Below are 19,292 nucleotides of genomic sequence, written 5' to 3' on the forward strand. Positions count from 1 at the left end.
AGTATTTAGTATTTAGTAATAACTACGCGGTGTAATCAGGTGGTTTTGATAAAAGCGGGTGCGCGAGTTACCCACCAGCACCGTCGTAAACATATCAATATCTTCCACCTTTAGCTCACCCAGGCTGGTTAATTTAACTTGCTCCGTGGGGCGAAAGGCAGATTTAACTAAGGCCACCGGGTTAGTGCGATCGCGGTGTTGCAAAAATATATCTAGCGCCATGTCCATAGGTTTAGTGCGAGTTTGCGATCGGGGATTATACAGGGCAATCACAAAATCCGCTTGGGCGGCCGCCACCAAACGCTTGGTAATCACTTCGATCGGCGTAAGTAAATCACTCAGACTGATCGCACAGAAGTCATGCATCAGGGGTGTGCCAACTCTGGCTGCTGCGGCCTGGAGCGCAGTAATGCCTGGGACTACTTCCACATCAGGTGTATTGCCATCCCAATCACGGGCTTGCAAGGCTTCCAGCACCAATCCAGCCATGCCGTAGATACCGCAATCGCCGGAGGAAATTACCGCCACTGACAAACCCCACTGCGCTAGATCCACCGCCCGATCGGCACGTTGTCTTTCTTTGGTGATCGCATAGGTCTCGATCATCTGCCCAGGTCGTAATAGGGGCTTAATCAGGTCAATATACAAACCATAGCCAATGATCGCATCGGCTTTAGCGATCGCTTGTTTGGCGGCAGGGGTAATTTGCGCCAGGCTACCAGGGCCAATCCCAACCAGATAAAGCTGCCCTGGCCGATCGATCGACTCCAATGTTGCCTGGGCGATCGCCACGGTCACTGCACCAGCATAGGCAGGATCGCGCACAATTTGCTTATTGACTAATAGCTTTGGTTTATTTAACTGTTGCTCTGCCTCTTCGGGCTCTGTCTCTTCTAGAATATCTGGCTCAATCTGAAGCTGGCTGGCCTGTTGGGCGGCGAGTAGGGCGGCGGCTTCGGCCACACTTGGGGTTCCCACTTCCTGAGCCACTACGGTTGAAGGATTGGGCACAGCGATCGCCTTGAGTTGGGCTGCGCTGAAAAAACTAATTGATAACTGGTTTTGCTCGGCAAATGTGAGCAACCCCACTTCATCGGCCTTGAGTTCAATTGAGGCAAGTCCAGCGATCGCCTGCGCTGTTAGGCCATATTTTTGCAAAGTCTGTTGCACTGCTAAATTAATTAACTCTGCACTTACGCCGCGCTCACAACCAATGCCCAGCCATAGTAAGCGTGGATGCCATTGCACGATCGGCAAGGATGCAGTAGTTCGATCGGCTGATCCAGTGAAGTTAGTAGACAGCGATCGCCAATCCCTGACACTAATCCAAATTCTGGCTTGATATTCTTCTTGATCGATAGCGTTAAAATTCGCAGAAATGTCGATCGTCTCAGTTTTGCCAATCGATCGATCAGTTGCTTGCTTAGATTCTTTTTCTGATTTCTCTATTTCCGCAACTTCAGCAACCTCAACAACTTGATCGATCGAACTAAGCAACTCATTACAGAAGCTAAACGCATGGGAATCAGGTAAATGGGATTGCCACAACCGATTGCCAGATTCTTGCCACACCTGTACTGGCAATTGTTTCGCCACCGCCGCACTTACCTTAGTCCAATCGCCCTCACCCCGTTGCCAACCGAACGGAGCGCCCAGTAAATCGACTCCAGGTAGACCTAACCCCGCTGAAGCGGTCGTGATTATGGCCTGGGCATCCAAGCGGGCAGAAATTTCTGTTACCAGGCGATCGCCTCCACCCAGATGCCCACCGCACAGGCTGATCGCAAACTTACCGCGATCGTCGATTACCACCACCGCCGGATCAGTTGTTTTATCTTGCAAATAAGGCGCAATCAACCGCACCACTGCCCCTACCGCCATACAGAAAACCAGGCCATCATATTTTGACCATGCCTGGGCAATCTGTTCGCGGAGATTAAAAGGCTCCTGGCGATCGCTTTGTCTTATTTCTAATCCTGGCCAGGGCTGTAATAAGCTTAATTGCTCTTTCCCGGCTGGAGTGAGCCAAATTCCTAACAATTTCAACTGGTTATCTGATTTGATCAAGCTAAGAGCCCTACCCTGCGATTCACTAAGACTAAATACCTAAATACCTAACAACTAAATACCTAACAAATATACAAGTAACCCGATCGGCAACCCTCTTTAGCCCCTTGCTTTAGTTGTATATCTGGCTAAGCACGAAAGGTTGAGTATGGAAAGGTTAAGCACGAAAAGTAAGTATAAATGAAGTATGCCAACCAGATGGATTAATCCACTGTAATTTTTTTGATTTTTAATTCCCGTAATACCATAATGTTCTAGCTAGACTTGTTCACCGGGTATTTACTGGGTGTTACTAAACTAAGTAGGGGCAAATAACCACAACCAGATCGGCAAAGTAATCAACAATCCCGCTGAGCCAATTCCCAGCGCAGTTACGGTTAGCTCCTTATCCAGATCATAGGCTTCTGCGATCACCAGGGTAGCAAAGGCTGGCGGCATTGCTCCTTGCAACACCAGCACCAATCGCGGCAGGCCATTGATCCCAAGCATGGATAGAGTAACCCCGATCGCCAGGGGCACGATTAGCATCTTGATCGCCACACCGATCGCCGCTTGTTTAACATAGCTAAAAGAAGAAAGCTGACTCAGCCGCATCCCAATTAAAGTTAGCGCCAGGAACAAAATCCCCCAGGCCAGATCATGCAACAAATTATCGATCGGTAGGGGCAGGGACACCCGTTTGAAACCTAAGCCAAATATAAAGCTCCAGATCACTGGTTTTTTGAGTGGCTCTAACCAGAGCTGCCAGGGCATTTGGGTCTGATATATCTTACTACTGCTGAACCGCGAGGCGATCATCACGCCGATTCCATAGGAACCAAACATTGTACCCAACAGGTCATAGAGCAATGCCCAGGCAAAGTATTTTGCCCCAACCAGAGCCAGGGTGACTGGATAGCCCAAATAACCAGTATTGCCCAGCATGGAGGCCAGGATAAAACTACCCTGCATGGGGTTACTCCATTGCTTTGGCGGCACCAGCACTTTGAGCCAGAACCAGGCGATCGCTAGGCCAGTACATAGAGCGATCCAGGCGATCAATGGTGCTAGCAAAACCGGCTCGGATAGATCGGCTCCGCGCAAAAAAACAACGATCGAGATCGGCGCACCGACCCAGAACAAAAATTTACCTAATCGATCGGGAAACCGGGGCGGAAGATGCCAGCCCAGCAATAAACCCGTCAGTACCCCAACTATCAAAGGAGCATAGAGGCGAAACAACTCCTGTACTAAGTTGGTCATGGTGAATAGACTTAAATTTGTTAAATTTTAAATATGCTAATTGACTCTCAACTGGTCATGGTGCAAATTATGGTGGTCAAGCACAGTTTATTGCAGTGGTAGGCGATACAGAAGTGAAGCTCGCCGATCGATCGCCAAATGCAAGCCATTTTGCTGATGCGAGATTGAACTGTGGTGTATAGGGTATAAATATGTCTCGGATAATTCCTCTATAGCGAGGTACTGCTAACGTAGTTTCTACGTGTTAATGACGGCAGAGCCACGCTATTTTTGTTTTTATTTCTTATTTTATTTTTTAAGCTCAGGCTAGCAATTAGAGCACATTTCAGGTCTTTTTGCACTGCAAGAATTTTTATTATTCAATCATTCACCAACATAACAGCTGGGTTGATCGCCACCAGGACGAGAGTAGGCCGATCGCTTCAAACATTGATTATTATTTTTATCCAGGTCATAGGGGCATTCGCAACTACCCTGGAGCGGCTGCCTGATTGGCTCTAGCTCTACATTGTTTGAGACTAGCGCCGTATTAGGGCTGTTGGGGGAAGCGGATGGTGCTTCGGGGGTTGAATTGGGCACCTTCTCGATCGGTGGTTCTAGTCCCTCTGGGGCACTAAAAGGATCAGGATAGGCTGGCGTAGCGGCATCATTTTGCAAGCAGAATTCAGCGATCGTTTTTACCTTACTGGGAATCGGCTTGCTAGGGTGGGCATTATTGGATAGTTCCACCAGTTCCGAGAGGGTGTAATGCTCTTGCGCCTTGATCACAAAACAATTGCAGAAAAAATCAGAATCACCCGCCGCCGTACATACATCCACATACTGGGCGATCGCTTCCGGTGGATATAGCTCCTTATAGCGACTGTTGCTATTTTGAGGATCTTGGGGTGATGTTTCGGCTGGAGCAGTTTGAGCAGAATTTACCTGGGTACTTGAGGCGGGATCGGCTTGCTCTGCCAGGTTGCCAGAAGTGGTGCAGGCAGCGATCGTGGCGATCGGGATGGTGAGCAATAGCCCCGTGATCGGCTTAGCCAGATTTAAAGCCAACAAATAAATGCTTTTTTTGGTAATCATAGCTAAAAAAATAATGTATCGGCTATTTGTATTGTGATTCTAACTCACCTTAAATGTCAAACCCCAGCAATATAAGCTGTCAAATAATGGGGAGTGTAACATAGATAGCAAGTGCTGGTGGCTAGGTTTATCTGGATTATCTCTGGTGCTGCTTCTATATCTTCCAATCGGGGGATTCAATCTAGATCCCGCTGTTAGTTATGATTAAAGTGAAGCTGTAATGACTTCAACTTAGTGATTTATACTGGATATCTAGATATCTGGAATATAAGTGTCCAAAAGTTTTTAAGACGACCAAAATTCACACGATCGCTAGAATTGGCGATTATGGTTAGGGTTGTCGCTGATTTTGCCTAATCGGTTAATCATCTTGAATTAGGCTGTAACAATTTGGCTAACTTGCATTAGTTGGGTATGAGTGATTAATGATCGATGCAGCGATTGTGCCAATCATGTTAATAATGCCCAATGCTAAGTTTAGAAAGATAGAGATTTTTAGAGAGGAAAATAAATGGCTTACCAATTACCCGCACTTCCCTACGATTACACTGCCTTGGAACCAGCAATTTCTAAGACTACGTTGGAATTTCACCATGACAAGCACCATGCTAGCTATGTTAGCAAGTACAACGCTGCGGTAGAAGGAACTGATTTTGACAAGATGGCGATCGAAGATGTGATCAAGTCGATCGCTGGTGATCCTTCTAAGAGCGGTTTGTTTAACAATGCTGCCCAAGCCTGGAATCATTCCTTCTATTGGAATTCGATGAAGCCCGGTGGTGGCGGTATGCCCACTGGCGCTTTGGCTAGTAAGCTCAATGCTGACTTTGGTAGCTATGACAAGTTTGTTGAAGCTTTCAAGGCTGCTGGTGGTGGTCAGTTTGGTAGCGGTTGGGCTTGGCTTGTAGTTGATGGTGGCACCTTGAAGGTAACCAAAACTGGCAACGCTGAAAATCCCTTGCATCTAGGACAAACCCCATTGCTAACTATGGATGTGTGGGAACATGCCTACTATCTTGACTATCAAAACAAGCGTCCTGACTATATTGCCGAATTTCTGGGCAAGTTAGTTAACTGGGACTTTGCTGCTGCTAACTTTGCCGCTGCTTAGTTGTAGCTCGTTAAAATTAATTTTTAGCTAAGCAAGTGAAGGAATAAATTTTTAGGATTGCATTTCTTGCTAATTCTTTAAACTCACTAAATCTGCTAATTTTACTGATTCTATTAAGGCCAAAGCCATCTGGTAATGCGATCGATCGCTGCCGGGGCTTTGGTTTTTGATTTGGGAGTTTGAAAATTGTGAAACCCAAACATAACAATCAAGACCAATTTGTTCAAAAACGATCGCTATGGTCGCAATAGAGGATTCAGGTGATCCCCAGTGTCGGTAAATCTTGACTTTTAAAGAGCGGTTGAGTTCTGGCTGGTCAGGCGATCGCTACCGAATCAGTTACTGATTCAATTACCAAAGGTTGACCCCAGATCACCTGCTCATGCTTGTAGATCACCATGCCTGGTTTCACCCCTTTGGGTTTATAAACATGCTTTGGCTCGGTATAAACTACCGGTGCTTGTTCGCTTTGGCGGGCTTTGCTGTAGTAGGCAGCCAGGTTTGCGGCTGCTTGTAAATCTGCTTGGCTAGCCACTGCACCCGGTTCTAAGCGCAATAACACATGACTACCGGGAATTTCCTGGGTATGGAACCAGAGATCGTATTGATTGGCAACCCGGAATGTGAGGCGATCGTTTTGAAAATTATTCCGCCCCACCCAGATTTCAAAACCGCCCGGACTTTGATAAATATGGCAGTTAAGCGGTTCTTCTTTTTGCTTACTGCGTTTTTGGGCTTGCTTTTGAGCCTGTTTTTTGCCCTGGTCAAGTCTGACTTGAAAACTTTTTTTGAGATAGCCCTGCTGGCCTAATTCTTGTAAGACCTCTCTGAGGGTTGTGATCGCGGTGGTGGTGGGATCGAGGTCGATCGCTGCTAATCGATCTTTGGTACAATTTTTGGCTTGACTAATTGAGTGATTACTTTTTTGATTGCTGGCCTTACTAACTATTAATTGCTGTGGAGCATCAATATCAGCCGCCTGGTTTGCCGCAGTTAACACTTGTTCCAGATAGTTGATCTCCTGCTGCACTTCTTCGATTAAAGGCAAGATCGCATGTTTAGCGCGTTTTTGTTTCTGGTGTTTTTTGTAGAGCAGTTGGGCATTCTGGGCGGCATTCTTTTCCGGATTGAGGCCAATTTCCACTGGTTCATTGCTAACAAAATCAGGCAGTGTAATTGAACTCATGCCCGGTTGCCATTGCTGCAAATTAGCCATGAGCAAATCAGCTTGCTGTTTAAACAGGTCGGCTTGGCTGGATTGCTGGAGGCGATTGCTAAAGGAGGCTAGTTTTTGATTGAGCTTGGCCAGATGGGTTTGGATCGCCTGATTGATCTGGTGGTGAAGCTGTTTGAATTCCTGTTGGTTTAAATGCCAGGTGTAATATTGCCGGAGCAGATCGCTGACATCGCTATAGGTTTGAATTGGTGCAATTGGCGCAGGTGGGGCAAATCCTGTTGTAGGGGATAGTTGCTCAGAATGATTAGCACCTTTTTGCCCAGACATTTGCTCTGGCTTAAGTAAGAGTTGATCTGAGGTGGAGTTTTGGTTGCTAATGTCTTGTCTTGTTGGCGACTCGTTGCCATTTTCAAGTGCATAGCGATCGCCACCAATATTTTGATTCACCCCGACACCAACTAAAGTATGTATGGTTTGAGCTTCTGCCTCTGGATTGCTCAAGTTACTAGCTTCGGTATGGTTTAGAGTAAGTGCTAATTTTTGCGCAATCGCACTAATACCACCAAGCATCGTATAGGTTTTACGATCGCACCAAACTGGCGTAAAGTTCTTGGTGGTTAAGCAATCTAACCAATATTGCCAGACTTGAAATAAATTTTGCCATTGCCGATCGCTCAATTCCACCGTATTTAACTGGCGATCGATTTTTACTACCTCTAGCAAAGTATGCACCAGAGCAGAACTAAGGCCAACGTAATTGCTAAGCAGGCTTTTTTTGATTGGTTGCGGGATCAGGGCAAGGCGATCGCGCCATTGGTCAAAGGGTTCATCTTGTTTAGGGATTGTGGCTAAAACTGGCGGTGGTAGTTCATAGGGTTGGCCGGTTTGGATTGGCCGCACCCGCGATTGACTCTCGCTCACCTGATGGGCGGCAGTGACGATCGCCCCGTTGGCATTCACCAGCACCAAATTGCTATATTTACCCATGATTTCCGCATACAAATGCCACTGCACCATTTCACCGGGGCGCTGGGCAAATTGCAGATCCACCACCCGTTCCCAGGGATTAACCAGGGTAATTGCCACTAATGCCAAACCCGTCACTTGATGCCAAATCTGTTGGCTGAAGGTAAAGGTGTCGGGTTGATTGGGCAGGCGATCGCTCAGGTGCAGTCTTGCCGCCTGGGGATGCCAGGAGATGGTGAGCCAGTTTTTGCCCTGCATGGTGCGCAAGCCCAAATGGAGCGTATGGCGATCGCTCTGATGCACTTGCTCTAGTTTGGCTGGCGTGCAACAGTGATTGAGCCGATCGCATATTGCTGTCAGGGTGGTCAAATCAACGGGTTGCATAGGGAATTTCTTGGATTAGTGAGGAGATCAGATGTTCGTGCAAAAATTCCACTGCTTTGAAGTAACTAGCACAACTAGCAGCAAAATCGATCATAGAGATTATTTATGTCATTAATCGATCGCTTAAGACTAAGTTATATTACTTATGGCTAATTACCTCCACCTCGGTTATATTTGAATCCCAGATCTAGAATTCCTGACAGCTTCACCTCCAGATTTGCCTGGTGATTTGCCTGAGGATAATTGTGCTCCACTGCTAAGCCAGCCTCAAGCTGCAAACTCAATTACAGATATAGGCTTGGTGTTTAATCAGCAGCCCAATCAATCTGCAACTTAAATAATTAAATGCAGACTAAATCACTAAAATCTGAACCAAAGCAAGACCCATCTCAATTTGTTGCCGTTAATTAACTAATAACTAACAATAAATCGAGTAACTAATTTAATTAGTCAGCGCTATGGTCAGGTCTTTGTTTAATTTGTTCTGACTCAGGGCAATCGTCAGATACCAGAAACTCACTAGCAGGAATATTACCCTTAGGTACTGAAGCAAGCTTCGAGGTTACCGCCCCAATACTCTCAAGGCGCACCATTTCTTCCCACGAAGAAACCTCATCATCATCCTCTGTTTCATAACGCAGCGTAACTACATCACCTTCGATGTCGAGAATCCGCGCTCGCTCAAGCCACCGACCTTGGTCTCTAAGGTAAACCCAAACATCACTTTTTGCCTCACAAAGTTGATAAATCTTGCGATGCAGCATTCGCCTTATTCCTTTGAGTTACTTCAGGTTATATAGACGCTTAAAACATTCCAGCTATGGGAAGTCCAATTTCGAGATAGCATCTAAAAGCATGGATCTATTGTAGCGGACTAACCCAAAATTTTTGACTAACATTATTTCTTCACGCAGGGAGTGACGGCTAAGCTGCTAAAATTTGGGCAGATTTAACAACTACTTTACAATTCAGCTTGCAGTCAAACAGGAATGGTATAACGTGCGAATCGCAGTTGATGCAATGGGTGGTGACTATGCCCCCAAAGAAATTATCGAAGGTGCTTTGTTGGCTCGATCCCAATATGGGATTGAGGTGTTGCTAGTAGGCGATCGCCATGTTATATCCGCCTACCTGCTGCAACATCACCCGCAGATCGCCAGCCAGATCGAAATTGTTCCCGCCGAAGGACAAATTGATATGCATGAAGAGCCACTCGATGGGCTGCGCCGCAAACCCAAATCATCGATCGCGGTGTCGATGAATTTAGTTAAGAAAAAACAAGCAGATGCGGTGATTTCCGCTGGACATACTGGGGCAGCGATGGCAGCAGCTCTGTTGCGCCTGGGACGTTTGCCAGGAATCGATCGGCCGGCGATCGGTGCTTTGTTGCCCACCCAAATTCCTCACAAACCAGTATTGGTACTAGATGTTGGTGCAAATATCGATTGTCGCCCCAAATTCCTAGAACAGTTTGCGATGATGGGATTGCTCTATAGCCACTATGCTCTGGGAGTTGCAGAGCCTAAGCTGGGGCTACTCAACATTGGCGAAGAACCCAGTAAGGGTAACGATTTGGCGGTGCGGGTGCATCAATCTCTCTACGATCACCCCAATATTTCCTTTGCCGGTAATGCGGAAGGTAGAGACGTAATGAAGGGCGAATTTGATGTGATTGTTTGTGATGGCTTTGTGGGTAATGTGTTGCTTAAATTTGCAGAAGGTTTGGGGCAGGTGCTGATTAAAGTGCTAAGGGATGAACTAACCACTGATTGGCGCGCTATGTTGGGCGCTTGGCTACTTAAACCCAACTTAAAAAGAATTAAGGCACGCCTGGATGCGGATGAATATGGCGGTGCCCTACTACTGGGGGTAGCAGGTATCTGCGTGATCAGTCATGGTAGCTCCAATGCCCAGAGCATTGCCAATGGAATCCGCGTCGCCAAGGATGCTGTTGATAATAATGTTTTGGAACGGATTCGGACTCAGATTGAGGCAAAGACTTCCGTTCCTGCCGTTGATGTGCCACAGGAGTAATATGCAAAAATTTTTGGCGGGGGTAAGCCTGGTCGGATGCGGATCGGCTGTGCCATCGCAAACCCTAACAAATGAGCAATTGAGCCAGGTTGTTGATACCTCAGATGATTGGATCGCCTCGCGGACAGGGATCCGACAACGACACATAGTAGTACCACCGCCAGGACTAGAATCAGTCCTGATGGCTGAAAATAATGAAAATAGAGAAAGTGTAACAAGTTTGGCAGCTCAGGCTTGTAAAGCGGCGATCGCTATGGCCAAGGTGCAACCGGAAGAAATTGACTTGATTTTACTAGCTACCTCAACCGCTGACGATTTGTTTGGTACTGCGCCTCGGATTCAACCACAAATTGGCGCTAACCGGGCGATCGCGTTTGACCTAACGGCGGCCTGTTCTGGCTTTATATTTGGTTTGATCACGGCTGCCCAATATATTCGCACTGGCACCTATAAAAATATTTTGTTGATTGGTGGGGATATTCAATCACGCTGGGTTGATTGGGGCGATCGGCGTACCTGTATTTTGTTTGGCGATGGTGCTGGGGCAGTTTTGTTGCAGGCTAGTGAACAAGATAATTTGCTGGGTTTTGAGATGCGCAGCGATGGTACTGGCAATGGTTTGCTTAACCTTGACTATGATGCCAGTAAAGCTGGTTATGACTGCATTACGATGAATGGTCGGGAAGTATATCGGTTTGCGGTGAAGGCAGTGCCAGAGGTACTTGAGAAGGCGCTCTATCGAGCTAATCTAACTGTAGATGACATTGATTGGTTGATTATGCATCAGGCCAATCAGCGCATTCTAGATGCGGTTGGCGATCGAATCGGGATTCCGGCGGCCAAGATTGTCAGCAATATGGCTAAATATGGCAATACTTCCGCTGCTTCAATCCCGTTGGCGATCGATGAATGGGTCAGGGCTGGCAAGGTCAAACCCGGTGATGTGATTGCTTCGGCTGGGTTTGGCGCGGGGCTCAGTTGGGGCGGCGCGATCTTTAAGTGGGGCTAGGATCTAGGGCAAACTAATCAAAATTCAGGTGTTATACAATCAACTTACTAGAACAAGCAGATAAGTATTAAGGCTTGTTTCATCCCTGAATTGGTTATTCTATTTCTGTTTTATTCTTTTTATTTCTTCGCTTTCGGACTACATGAAACTATGAATACTCCTAAGAAAAAAAAGGTGCTTCGGGTGCGTAAACCTTCTGAAGAAGAAAGAACATTTGTTCTCCCGGTTGAGGCATATCAAAAGTTGAAAAGACTAGCGGCTCTTCAAGGTGTCACACCAGGGCAAGCACTTGATCAAGCTGTCTTGGATGAAGATCTAATACTAGGAGAAGTTATTCGCGGTGGGAAAATTTTGGTTCTAAAGCCAGACAATGTCTTGCGAGAAATAGAGTTTAAAATATATGACTGACGCAACAGATCCAAATAATCCAGATGAAGAAAACGTAGACTCGGATGAATATCTAGATGACGAAACTTCACAGGCGAGGATCAGAGGTGAAAAATCTCCGAGCCAGGAGACAAAGACCAGTGTCCAAGATGCGATCTTGAAAGACAGGGAGCAGACCAGAGCAAAACTGGCTTCAGGGCTACTTTGGATATTTGGGGGAACTGTGGCGTTTGCTTATCTAGTTCTGCTTATTTTCACCATTATGGTTTTGATCACTTTGTCCAGAGGAGATCAAAAGGAGCCAGAAAAGTATTTTTCCTTTGCTAAAGACGTTATAACAGTTTTACTGACTACCCAGGCTGGCTTAACCGGAACAGCGTTGGGTTTTTATTTTGGTAGCCAAGCGGCAGCGGACAAAAAATAAAAGATAAATAATTTGTAGAGAATCAGCGATCGGGCTTGCAATTTGGGAAATTAATGCTAGAGTTGGCTCTATCATTTTTGCCACGTTGGGCGACTGTGATGTGGAGTTTTTAGTTAAATTGAATATTTATGCAATCTAACCCCGTGATTCATCCCCCTGCTGCCGCACCAGCATCATCTGCTACTGCCGGGATGCCCGATGGCACCTACAAGCCTTCCGTACCAATGTGGGTGTATCGGCAATTGTCGCAAGAGCTAAATTTGACCCAGGCTCAACTGGCAAATGTCGAACGAGAGAAAGAGCGCCTCTATAAGCAAAATCAAATTTTGGTAAAAGAGCTGAGCGCGATCGCCAAGTCTAATCAGCAGATCCAGGAAACCTTGAATAAATCGGCCAAGAGCCTGCGTAGCACGATGGCGCAAACGCTGGCAGCCAAAAATGACCAAAGCATTGCTGAAGCCCAGGAATTGGCGGAAAGTTTGCGATTGGGAGTCGAGGCTAAATCTGACAGCAGCTCTAATGGGCATTATAGCCAGCCAAGTGATCCGGTCGATCAGCAGGTGCAAGAGGCGATGGCCAAAGCTCAGGCAATGATTTCCGAGCCAGCTCAACCGGAGGCTGCCGCGGCTAATTATCTAGATCTAGAACCAGAGGTGGAAGACTTGCCGGATCTCAAAGCAGAAATCCCGCAGCCAGAGGTAATTGCCCGCCGATCGCAACGTCGTTCCGAGTTCAAGCTCAATGGCTTGGCGATGGCAGCGATCGTAGTGGCGGTTGTGGCTACTTCCTTTGGTGCTGGCTATTTGATTGTGAAGCCATTAACTAGTCGCTAAGTTGATTGGTGCTGGCGATCGCGATCACTCTCTTCTCAGCTTTAATCTTGTTATTCTTGTGGTGATGAATTTGGTAGAACGGGTATGACTCTTTTCTGCCAAAACTGATTAAATTGAGCTGGTTTGAGTACCGACCAGGCAAATATGATTGCAGCCATCATTACTAGCCAACCTAATCCCCAACTAATAATGGTCTTATTAGATTTAGGCGGGTTCACAACGGTTAATTTAGCGGTATTGCCTGTGCTCCTGGGCGATCGACTAATTGGTCTAACCACCTGAGCCTTACCCAAGGAATGATCAGCCAGGCTTTTGGTCGCAGTGGTAGGAATATTGCTGGCAGTTTGTTCAATCTGTTGATGACGGGCTTGCATCCCAACGATCGCCTTACTAATTGCTGCCGGTGCTTGGGCGGTTCTGACCCATTGCCGAGTACCAGTAGTCGTGGCTGCGCATAGGTTGATTTGTCTTAGATCATTAACTCGCTTGAGCAGGGTTTGATCGTTAGTCACCAAGACTACCAGTGCATGGGGATTGAGGTAGGCAGTGCCGAAAGCCGACTTAGCAATCTCTAAATTCACCCTTAACTTCCGGCTGACTAAATGCCCAGATTGCAGTTCAAATTCTTGGTGGGTACGACTCAAATCGGTTTCCTGCCAACCGCTACTGGGAAAAAACTTCAAAAACTGGATCGCATTATCCCTGGTGCTGTTGGGCGATCGCCCCAATGGCGAACTTTTGATCGTATGCTTGATTTCCTTGTAGGCAATTTTGGGCAGTATGCATTGCCCCAGGCGAGATACTTCACGCCAAAAGTGGATATTAGTTTCAATTAGAGCGCTCGGCTCAAACACCAGCATTACAACAGCGGTGGGCATATGTTTTGGATCTTGCGATGTATTGCGATCGAGCTTAATTTCGAGGCAAAAATAACTAGCTCAAGCTTACTCAAACAACTTAACCAAGTATAGATATTTGCAGAGTAGCAAAAATATCATCTGGTTGGGATTGGGCATTTGAGACAACAACTTAACCGCAGACCTAGGTGAATAGGTGAACTGGAACTGCTAGTTAGGGCAAAAGTTGAGGAATCGACAGCCAGAGAAGTACAGCCTATTTTGAATTATTCCCGATCAGAACTTATCTTTTCACTAATTTCACGACTTTGCCCAGTTTTCCTAGGTTTTCCTAAGACAGCGGTACAACTTCTAGAAGCTGTCCTGACCAATTGCCCCAGCCCGATTGGGATTGTTCCAGACCATAACTACCAGTAAAATCCTGGCAATGGTTAGTAAATAAAAATGAGCCGCGCCCTTGCAAAGACCGGGTGCCCCGTTGAGCTGTTTCCTGCCAATCAAAATTGAGGGTATTACCGATCAACTTGCCCTCTAGCTTGCCCTCCACTTTACCCCGATTCAGATTTTGGAAGGCATAATCAGCAATGACTAGATTCGAGTCAGGTTGCTCACGGAAGGAGATCTGTCCCCAATTGGTTTGCCATTGGCCGTTGATTTTAGCCTTGCAACTCAGTTCTTCTTGGGGCATAAAAACCGAAAGTGGTTTAGGGTTAACTAAAAGCGTGATCGCAAAATGAACTGCCGCGCCAACTGCCCCAACTGCCATAGCTGATAAAAGCATTGTGATCAGTCCCCGCAACAGGGGCGATCGCTCCGTAATCTGCTCATTACTATCTATGCTTTCTTCGATCGCTTCGCTCTGATCTATTTCTGCTGGCGCTGCTGGCGTAATTGTCCCCGTTGAATCCAAATTTTCTACATCTTCTATTTCTGTTTGAGCAAGCGAAGATTCTGGCGATCTTTCCCCAGCACCCTCCAACTGATCTGATAAATCCGATAAATCCGATCGATCTGATTTAGTTTCTGATTTGCTTGATCGGGAACGGGTCTCCACCGAACCGGCTTCAAGCGGGTTTGACATATCTGACATGATTAAAATATGAGCCCTATTTAACCTAATCTAAATATGGGTTAACTAGCTGTGCTATGGCTCACCGATTGCTAATTTTCGCTAATCTTAACCAATTGCCGAATCGGGCTAAAACCAACGCGATCGATTAGTTATCGATTAGTTAAAGTCGGCACTTAGATTAGCTGGAATTAGATCGAACTAGGTCGAATTAGAGTCGAATTAGAACAGATCTAAAACCGCGATCGACATGATCACAGTAGGAATAATTTGCTAGAACGATTACATGAACCAGACAGATCTAACTTAATTTCTAGACGTGGGATCGATCGATGTTGAGCCAAACACAAGTCGCTAAAGATAGTGAGGAGAAGTAGAGTTTTGTCTTTCTACGATCTATATTCGCATGTTAACCAACTAAATTCATATCCTTATTTTGGCGGTTGCGTTGGGCAACTTTTTGGCTGCTGTCGGAGTCTAAAGTCCAGAATCAACAACTCAGTGAAAAAACAATGCTGATCACATAGTTATTTAAGTATTTAAGATCTAAGTATTTAAAGCTGAACGACTAACTAAAAATAGTTGGCATTTCTGCACAGGTAATGAAGTTAGGCGATCGGATCGAAACTGGATCAGGTTCTTTTTGCTAAATATTCTTACTTCTGTGCCACTACCAAATCAATATTTGAGCTATTATCAATCCGCAGATTTAACCTCAGATCCGTCTAACCAAGCATAATTAAGATATGGCAGAAATTAATGGCACTTCCGGCAATGATTTCATTGAAGGGACAGCGCAACAGGATGTTTTACTAGGGCTAGACCTGAATGACACCCTGCGCGGTCTGTCTGGTGATGATTTTGTGCATGGCAATCGCGGCTTTGATACTGTCAATGGCAATCGCGGCCGGGATACGCTGCGCGGCGGTAAAGGCAACGACCTGGTGCGTGGTGGTGGTGACGATGATCTGCTATTCGGCGATCTCGACAGTGATACCCTCTATGGCGATCGTGGTGCTGATACGCTGATTGGTGGCTCTGGCAATGATTTGTTTGTGATTGGTGCCGATGCCTCGACTGATATTGTGGTGGACTTTAGTTCCGGCGATACGATCGCGCTGGCGGGTGGGCAAACCTTTTTTGATCTGAATATTTTTGATGGTAATGGCTTTGCGGTAATTCAAGATCGCCTTACGGGTCAAGTGCTGGCGACCCTGAATAATGTGCAGGCGGCAGCGATCGACTTCAATGATTTTGTGCCATTGATCGATAGCACTAATCCGGTGCCCCGTAGTTTTAATATTGAATTTGACTATCGCTTTGATTCGACGGGCTTTTTTGATGATCCCGCTCGTCGTGCCAATTTGGAAGCCGCCGCTGCCTATTGGGAAAGCATTATTAAGGATGAATTTGCGGATATTCCGGTTGGCACCAGTACACCATTTGTGGTCAATCCGCGCACTGGTAACAGCGATTTATTTATTACCGATCGGCCGATCGATGATTTGTTAGTTTTTGTAGGCGCAGCCGCTCTGGGTGGATCTACGCTGGCAGAATCAGGGCCATCGGGCTTTTTTGTGAATGAGTCACGCTATGTGGGGTCTAACTTTGAGCCTTGGATTGGTACAATGGCCTTTGATCAAAGCGTGAACTGGTTCTTTGACCCCACCCCAGAATCAGACAGCGATATTCCCTTTAGTAGTTTTGATTTTCTGTCCACCGCGATCCACGAGCTAGCCCATGTGATGGGGTTTGGTACTTCGGGTATTTTTGAAGAACTGACGGCGGGCTCTAATTTCACTGGCACTAATGCCAGGGCGGCAAATGATGGCAGAGCGATCCCACTTTCTGGCGATCTTGCCCATATTCAAGATGGCTTTCTGGTGGATGGTTTTGAGACCCTGATGGACCCAACCACCGTAACTGGGGTGCGTACTTTGGCCACGCCGATCGACATTGCGATCATGAGTGATATTGGCTTTATCATTTAGACATTTTATTAGACGTTTTATTGCTAAGGTCAGAGCAAAAGCTATTTAGTAGTAATTGCCCAATTTAAATATGAGAGATCGCAAACCAGACAGGGTAACTAATTACCTGGGACAGAAATCATGATAATTTTTGTGGTTAGCCACTAGCGTTTATATTGTTTGTTCATCATCATCACTTTGGCTGGCATCATCAACCGTATCTCGATCGCTCCTTGTATCAGCATCAGCCCGATTAATTGTTTCTGAACTAGTTTGATCCTGGCGATCGCCCTCTGGATTATCTTGGCCGTCTAAATTATCTAAATTATCTGGATTATCTAAATTGGTTGGATTGTTTAAACTATCCGGTTTGGTTGGTACTGGATCGATCGCCTCAAACACCTGGCAATAACCATCACTACTGACCTTGAGCCCATAGAGAGGGGATTTTGAGTTTTGGCAATAGCGCTGCTGATAGAAACGACAGTTACCACAAGAGTAGAGCTTAAGATTGGGGGAATTGGCTGCCGACATCGCCATCAGTTCCCGTTGGGAGATGCCCCGGATCAGGAGTTCCTCTCCCTGCCAACGCGCTTCAATCAAACCAGTATCGGCAAAATCCAGCCAGCGCGGATCGGAGGTTATTTCCGCTGGCAGCGTTAGCATGATTGTTGAGTCCTGTTGAGCCAGCTCTCCTTCATAGGGCGATAGGTTAGGAAAGGTTGGCGCAGCCAGTTTGGCCATGCTAGTTTGCAATGCGTCATTAACTGGTAGTTGCAGCCGTTTACCGATCGCGGGGCAGTGGATATGATAGCGATTTCTAAGTTCAGTCAAATTGGCCAAATCCGCGAGATCGCTGGGCTTACCATGCATCAACACCACATGCTGCGGCTTCAGATTATGAATTAGCTGGGTTGTGGCCGATACATCGCTATGCTCATTGAGAATGTAAGTCTGGTAGGGAAATGGCGATCGCCAGGGTAGATAATTAGTCTCATTTGCTTCCGGCAGCATTACCACCCATTCACAGGCCAACCTTTCTAGCCATTGCTGCCAGTTTGATTCAATATCCACCAACAAAATAAATGGCTTCAATTGGGATGAGTTTATTGCTGACTCAGCTTTTGGTTGCGTTTCCTGGTCTCGCTCTAATTCTGCCTCTAGGTCTGAGTTTGCTAAATCGTCCTGAAGATTGCTAGTTGGTTTTGTTTTACGGAGCGATCGCTTTGGCTTGATTGGTTGCTCTGGCTGGTCGATTGCATCGGAGCTGGGGTAATCGTCAATTATTAACGACCAGGAATCCTCGCCATCCTGCCCTAAAAATTCACTAACTCGCCCCACCCTTGGTTTTACCTTGCGATCCCAGAACAGGGGCTGATTCTGGGCGAAATTCTGGACTGAACTGGGCAAATAATTAACAAACTGAAGGTAGCGATCGCAAACTAGAGCAATCGGATCATCCACCCAAATATCAATATCTTTACCGGTAAAGTTATGATGGCTGCGCAATAGCATTAAAATCTCTTGAGCCACGCCTAATTTGGGCACTGGTACGATCGCCGATTTACCTGCCGCCAGTTCACGACTTAGTTTTGCTGCCAACTCATTTTCCTGACTACGGCGATGGGGATAGCGTTTTGCCCCCAGCGTCCCCTCAATAATCAACACATCGGGCGATTGCTCCCGAAAAGCCTCCAAGGGCAAACCATCCACCAAACGGGAATTAGACAGAAAAAAGTCGCCCGTATATAAAACCCTATATTCACGCTCAGCGGTAAGGTAGCGAATCGCAAAGCAAGCAGCCCCAGGTAGATGGCCAGCGGGCAGAATTTGAATATATAGATCCGGTGCGATTTGGCGCGTTTTTTCCCACGGTAGAGGCAAACACAGAGAGGCTAGTTCTTGGGGTTGATCTGGCCAGAGTAGTGGTAGCAACCGGGCAGTAATTTCGCTGGTATAAATCGGCAGCTCCGGTAGCAGCTCATGCAGTTGGCGGATGCCTCGGGCATGATCGGCATGGGCATGACTACATAGCAGCGCTGTCCAAGGAGCTTGCTCAGCATAACTCAACAGGCTCGAAATATCTTTCAAGCCACAATCCAATAGCAGCCAGTATGGACCTAGCCTTAGTTGTATGCATACTCCTTCACCCCGATGCTCAAGAGCAAGAGGGAGAAATTCAAGCTCTGTCACTATTTAGACCAATTGCAATCTCAACGAGTTGATATATAAGTTCAGAATAAATAATTTAGCCTTCAAGTATTACTGCAATAAAGTCAGTTAGCTTGAAAACAGGTGGTATTTTTAATTAATTAAATTCAGGATTTATGCTTTTAATTATTTTATTTGCTCACGATCGCCCCCTGCTGACCAAGCAGCGATCGAAATAGCCATTTTTTTACGATTGAGTTTTTTACGATTGAATATTATCAAGCTCCAAATTAAAGCCTATGTAAAGTCTAAGGATAACTGAGAAAGAAATGCTCGAGTTAGGCAACTCTTTACATAGATTTACATTGCGATGCCAAGCAATCTGGGTTTTGGCGACTGTGGCAAGCTATCTGCCTGGCGATCGAGAAATACCAAAATAAGCCCAAACAAGCAGGTAGAGCAGGAAAAGCAATTAATTGATGATGGTCTTGATAATAAATAAATAATTTCGATTGTTCCTGGTTAACAAAAACTTAT

The 19,292-nt window shown here is 46.2% G+C and carries 15 protein-coding genes; 7 read left to right on the forward strand and 8 right to left on the reverse strand.

Annotated elements, in window-relative coordinates:
- Positions 1 to 12: 12 nt before the first annotated feature.
- The 3 genes from cobJ to PSE7367_RS20575 all read right to left on the reverse strand — a co-directional run bounded on the left by cobJ (position 13) and on the right by PSE7367_RS20575 (position 4,383).
- Positions 13 to 2,040 (reverse strand): precorrin-3B C(17)-methyltransferase, encoded by a 2,028-nt coding sequence (gene cobJ / locus PSE7367_RS20570; protein ID WP_156800407.1) that lies wholly within the window; start codon positions 2,038 to 2,040, stop codon positions 13 to 15.
- Between the two features lie 324 nt (positions 2,041 to 2,364).
- Positions 2,365 to 3,309, reverse strand: coding sequence for an AEC family transporter (locus tag PSE7367_RS14045; RefSeq protein WP_015166020.1), 945 nt, complete (start codon positions 3,307 to 3,309; stop codon positions 2,365 to 2,367).
- A gap of 363 nt (positions 3,310 to 3,672) precedes the next feature.
- Positions 3,673 to 4,383, reverse strand: a complete 711-nt coding sequence (locus PSE7367_RS20575; RefSeq protein ID WP_015166021.1) for a hypothetical protein — start codon at positions 4,381 to 4,383, stop codon at positions 3,673 to 3,675.
- Positions 4,384 to 4,894: 511 nt separating this feature from the next.
- Between PSE7367_RS20575 and PSE7367_RS14055 the strand changes: the two genes are divergently transcribed.
- Positions 4,895 to 5,494: a superoxide dismutase gene (locus tag PSE7367_RS14055; RefSeq protein WP_015166022.1), complete on the forward strand. Its 600-nt coding sequence runs from the start codon at positions 4,895 to 4,897 to the stop codon at positions 5,492 to 5,494.
- Positions 5,495 to 5,810: 316 nt separating this feature from the next.
- Here the strand turns inward: PSE7367_RS14055 and PSE7367_RS22765 are convergent, their stop codons facing one another.
- The gene (locus PSE7367_RS22765) at positions 5,811 to 8,021 is read right to left on the reverse strand and encodes an Rqc2 family fibronectin-binding protein (protein ID WP_015166023.1); all 2,211 of its coding nucleotides are present in this window, start codon (positions 8,019 to 8,021) and stop codon (positions 5,811 to 5,813) included.
- Between the two features lie 446 nt (positions 8,022 to 8,467).
- On the reverse strand, positions 8,468 to 8,785 hold the full coding sequence (locus tag PSE7367_RS14075) for a DUF6679 family protein (RefSeq protein WP_015166025.1): 318 nt from the start codon (positions 8,783 to 8,785) through the stop codon (positions 8,468 to 8,470).
- A gap of 235 nt (positions 8,786 to 9,020) precedes the next feature.
- Between PSE7367_RS14075 and plsX the strand changes: the two genes are divergently transcribed.
- From plsX to PSE7367_RS14100, 5 genes are all read left to right on the forward strand, one after another.
- Positions 9,021 to 10,055: a phosphate acyltransferase PlsX gene (gene plsX / locus PSE7367_RS14080; RefSeq protein ID WP_015166026.1), complete on the forward strand. Its 1,035-nt coding sequence runs from the start codon at positions 9,021 to 9,023 to the stop codon at positions 10,053 to 10,055.
- Position 10,056: 1 nt separating this feature from the next.
- On the forward strand, positions 10,057 to 11,064 hold the full coding sequence (locus PSE7367_RS14085) for a beta-ketoacyl-ACP synthase 3 (RefSeq protein WP_015166027.1): 1,008 nt from the start codon (positions 10,057 to 10,059) through the stop codon (positions 11,062 to 11,064).
- A 150-nt stretch (positions 11,065 to 11,214) separates the two neighbouring features.
- The gene (locus tag PSE7367_RS14090; protein ID WP_015166028.1) at positions 11,215 to 11,472 is read left to right on the forward strand and encodes a hypothetical protein; all 258 of its coding nucleotides are present in this window, start codon (positions 11,215 to 11,217) and stop codon (positions 11,470 to 11,472) included.
- Positions 11,465 to 11,875 carry a hypothetical protein gene (locus tag PSE7367_RS14095; protein WP_015166029.1) on the forward strand — a complete coding sequence of 137 codons (411 nt, stop codon included), beginning with the start codon at positions 11,465 to 11,467 and terminating at the stop codon, positions 11,873 to 11,875. The genes PSE7367_RS14090 and PSE7367_RS14095 overlap by 8 nt, the downstream gene beginning before the upstream one ends.
- Before the next feature lie 128 nt (positions 11,876 to 12,003).
- On the forward strand, positions 12,004 to 12,708 hold the full coding sequence (locus tag PSE7367_RS14100; RefSeq protein WP_015166030.1) for a hypothetical protein: 705 nt from the start codon (positions 12,004 to 12,006) through the stop codon (positions 12,706 to 12,708).
- A 50-nt stretch (positions 12,709 to 12,758) separates the two neighbouring features.
- Here the strand turns inward: PSE7367_RS14100 and PSE7367_RS14105 are convergent, their stop codons facing one another.
- Together PSE7367_RS14105 and PSE7367_RS14110 are read right to left on the reverse strand one after the other, a co-directional pair.
- Positions 12,759 to 13,586: a PIN domain-containing protein gene (locus PSE7367_RS14105; protein WP_015166031.1), complete on the reverse strand. Its 828-nt coding sequence runs from the start codon at positions 13,584 to 13,586 to the stop codon at positions 12,759 to 12,761.
- A 310-nt stretch (positions 13,587 to 13,896) separates the two neighbouring features.
- Entirely contained in the window at positions 13,897 to 14,655 is a 759-nt protein-coding gene (locus PSE7367_RS14110; protein ID WP_015166032.1) for a hypothetical protein, read from the reverse strand.
- 725 nt (positions 14,656 to 15,380) lie between these two features.
- Between PSE7367_RS14110 and PSE7367_RS14115 the strand changes: the two genes are divergently transcribed.
- Positions 15,381 to 16,625: a hemolysin-type calcium-binding protein gene (locus PSE7367_RS14115; protein WP_015166033.1), complete on the forward strand. Its 1,245-nt coding sequence runs from the start codon at positions 15,381 to 15,383 to the stop codon at positions 16,623 to 16,625.
- Positions 16,626 to 16,775: 150 nt separating this feature from the next.
- Here the strand turns inward: PSE7367_RS14115 and PSE7367_RS22770 are convergent, their stop codons facing one another.
- Entirely contained in the window at positions 16,776 to 18,797 is a 2,022-nt protein-coding gene (locus PSE7367_RS22770) for an MBL fold metallo-hydrolase (protein ID WP_015166034.1), read from the reverse strand.
- Positions 18,798 to 19,292 lie beyond the last annotated feature (495 nt).

It is taken from the genome of Pseudanabaena sp. PCC 7367 (assembly GCF_000317065.1).
Taxonomy (GTDB): Bacteria; Cyanobacteriota; Cyanobacteriia; order Pseudanabaenales; family Pseudanabaenaceae; genus Thalassoporum; species Thalassoporum mexicanum.

What these genes read in the sequence shown, in the direction of transcription:
- PSE7367_RS14045 (WP_015166020.1), bottom strand. Translation starts at nt 3,309, where the DNA reads ATGACCAACTTAGTACAGGAGTTGTTTCGCCTCTATGCTCCTTTGATA.
- PSE7367_RS20575 (WP_015166021.1), bottom strand. Translation starts at nt 4,383, where the DNA reads ATGATTACCAAAAAAAGCATTTATTTGTTGGCTTTAAATCTGGCTAAG.
- PSE7367_RS14055 (WP_015166022.1), top strand. Translation starts at nt 4,895, where the DNA reads ATGGCTTACCAATTACCCGCACTTCCCTACGATTACACTGCCTTGGAA.
- PSE7367_RS22765 (WP_015166023.1), bottom strand. Translation starts at nt 8,021, where the DNA reads ATGCAACCCGTTGATTTGACCACCCTGACAGCAATATGCGATCGGCTC.
- PSE7367_RS14075 (WP_015166025.1), bottom strand. Translation starts at nt 8,785, where the DNA reads ATGCTGCATCGCAAGATTTATCAACTTTGTGAGGCAAAAAGTGATGTT.
- PSE7367_RS14085 (WP_015166027.1), top strand. Translation starts at nt 10,057, where the DNA reads ATGCAAAAATTTTTGGCGGGGGTAAGCCTGGTCGGATGCGGATCGGCT.
- PSE7367_RS14090 (WP_015166028.1), top strand. Translation starts at nt 11,215, where the DNA reads ATGAATACTCCTAAGAAAAAAAAGGTGCTTCGGGTGCGTAAACCTTCT.
- PSE7367_RS14095 (WP_015166029.1), top strand. Translation starts at nt 11,465, where the DNA reads ATGACTGACGCAACAGATCCAAATAATCCAGATGAAGAAAACGTAGAC.
- PSE7367_RS14100 (WP_015166030.1), top strand. Translation starts at nt 12,004, where the DNA reads ATGCAATCTAACCCCGTGATTCATCCCCCTGCTGCCGCACCAGCATCA.
- PSE7367_RS14105 (WP_015166031.1), bottom strand. Translation starts at nt 13,586, where the DNA reads ATGCCCACCGCTGTTGTAATGCTGGTGTTTGAGCCGAGCGCTCTAATT.
- PSE7367_RS14110 (WP_015166032.1), bottom strand. Translation starts at nt 14,655, where the DNA reads ATGTCAGATATGTCAAACCCGCTTGAAGCCGGTTCGGTGGAGACCCGT.
- PSE7367_RS14115 (WP_015166033.1), top strand. Translation starts at nt 15,381, where the DNA reads ATGGCAGAAATTAATGGCACTTCCGGCAATGATTTCATTGAAGGGACA.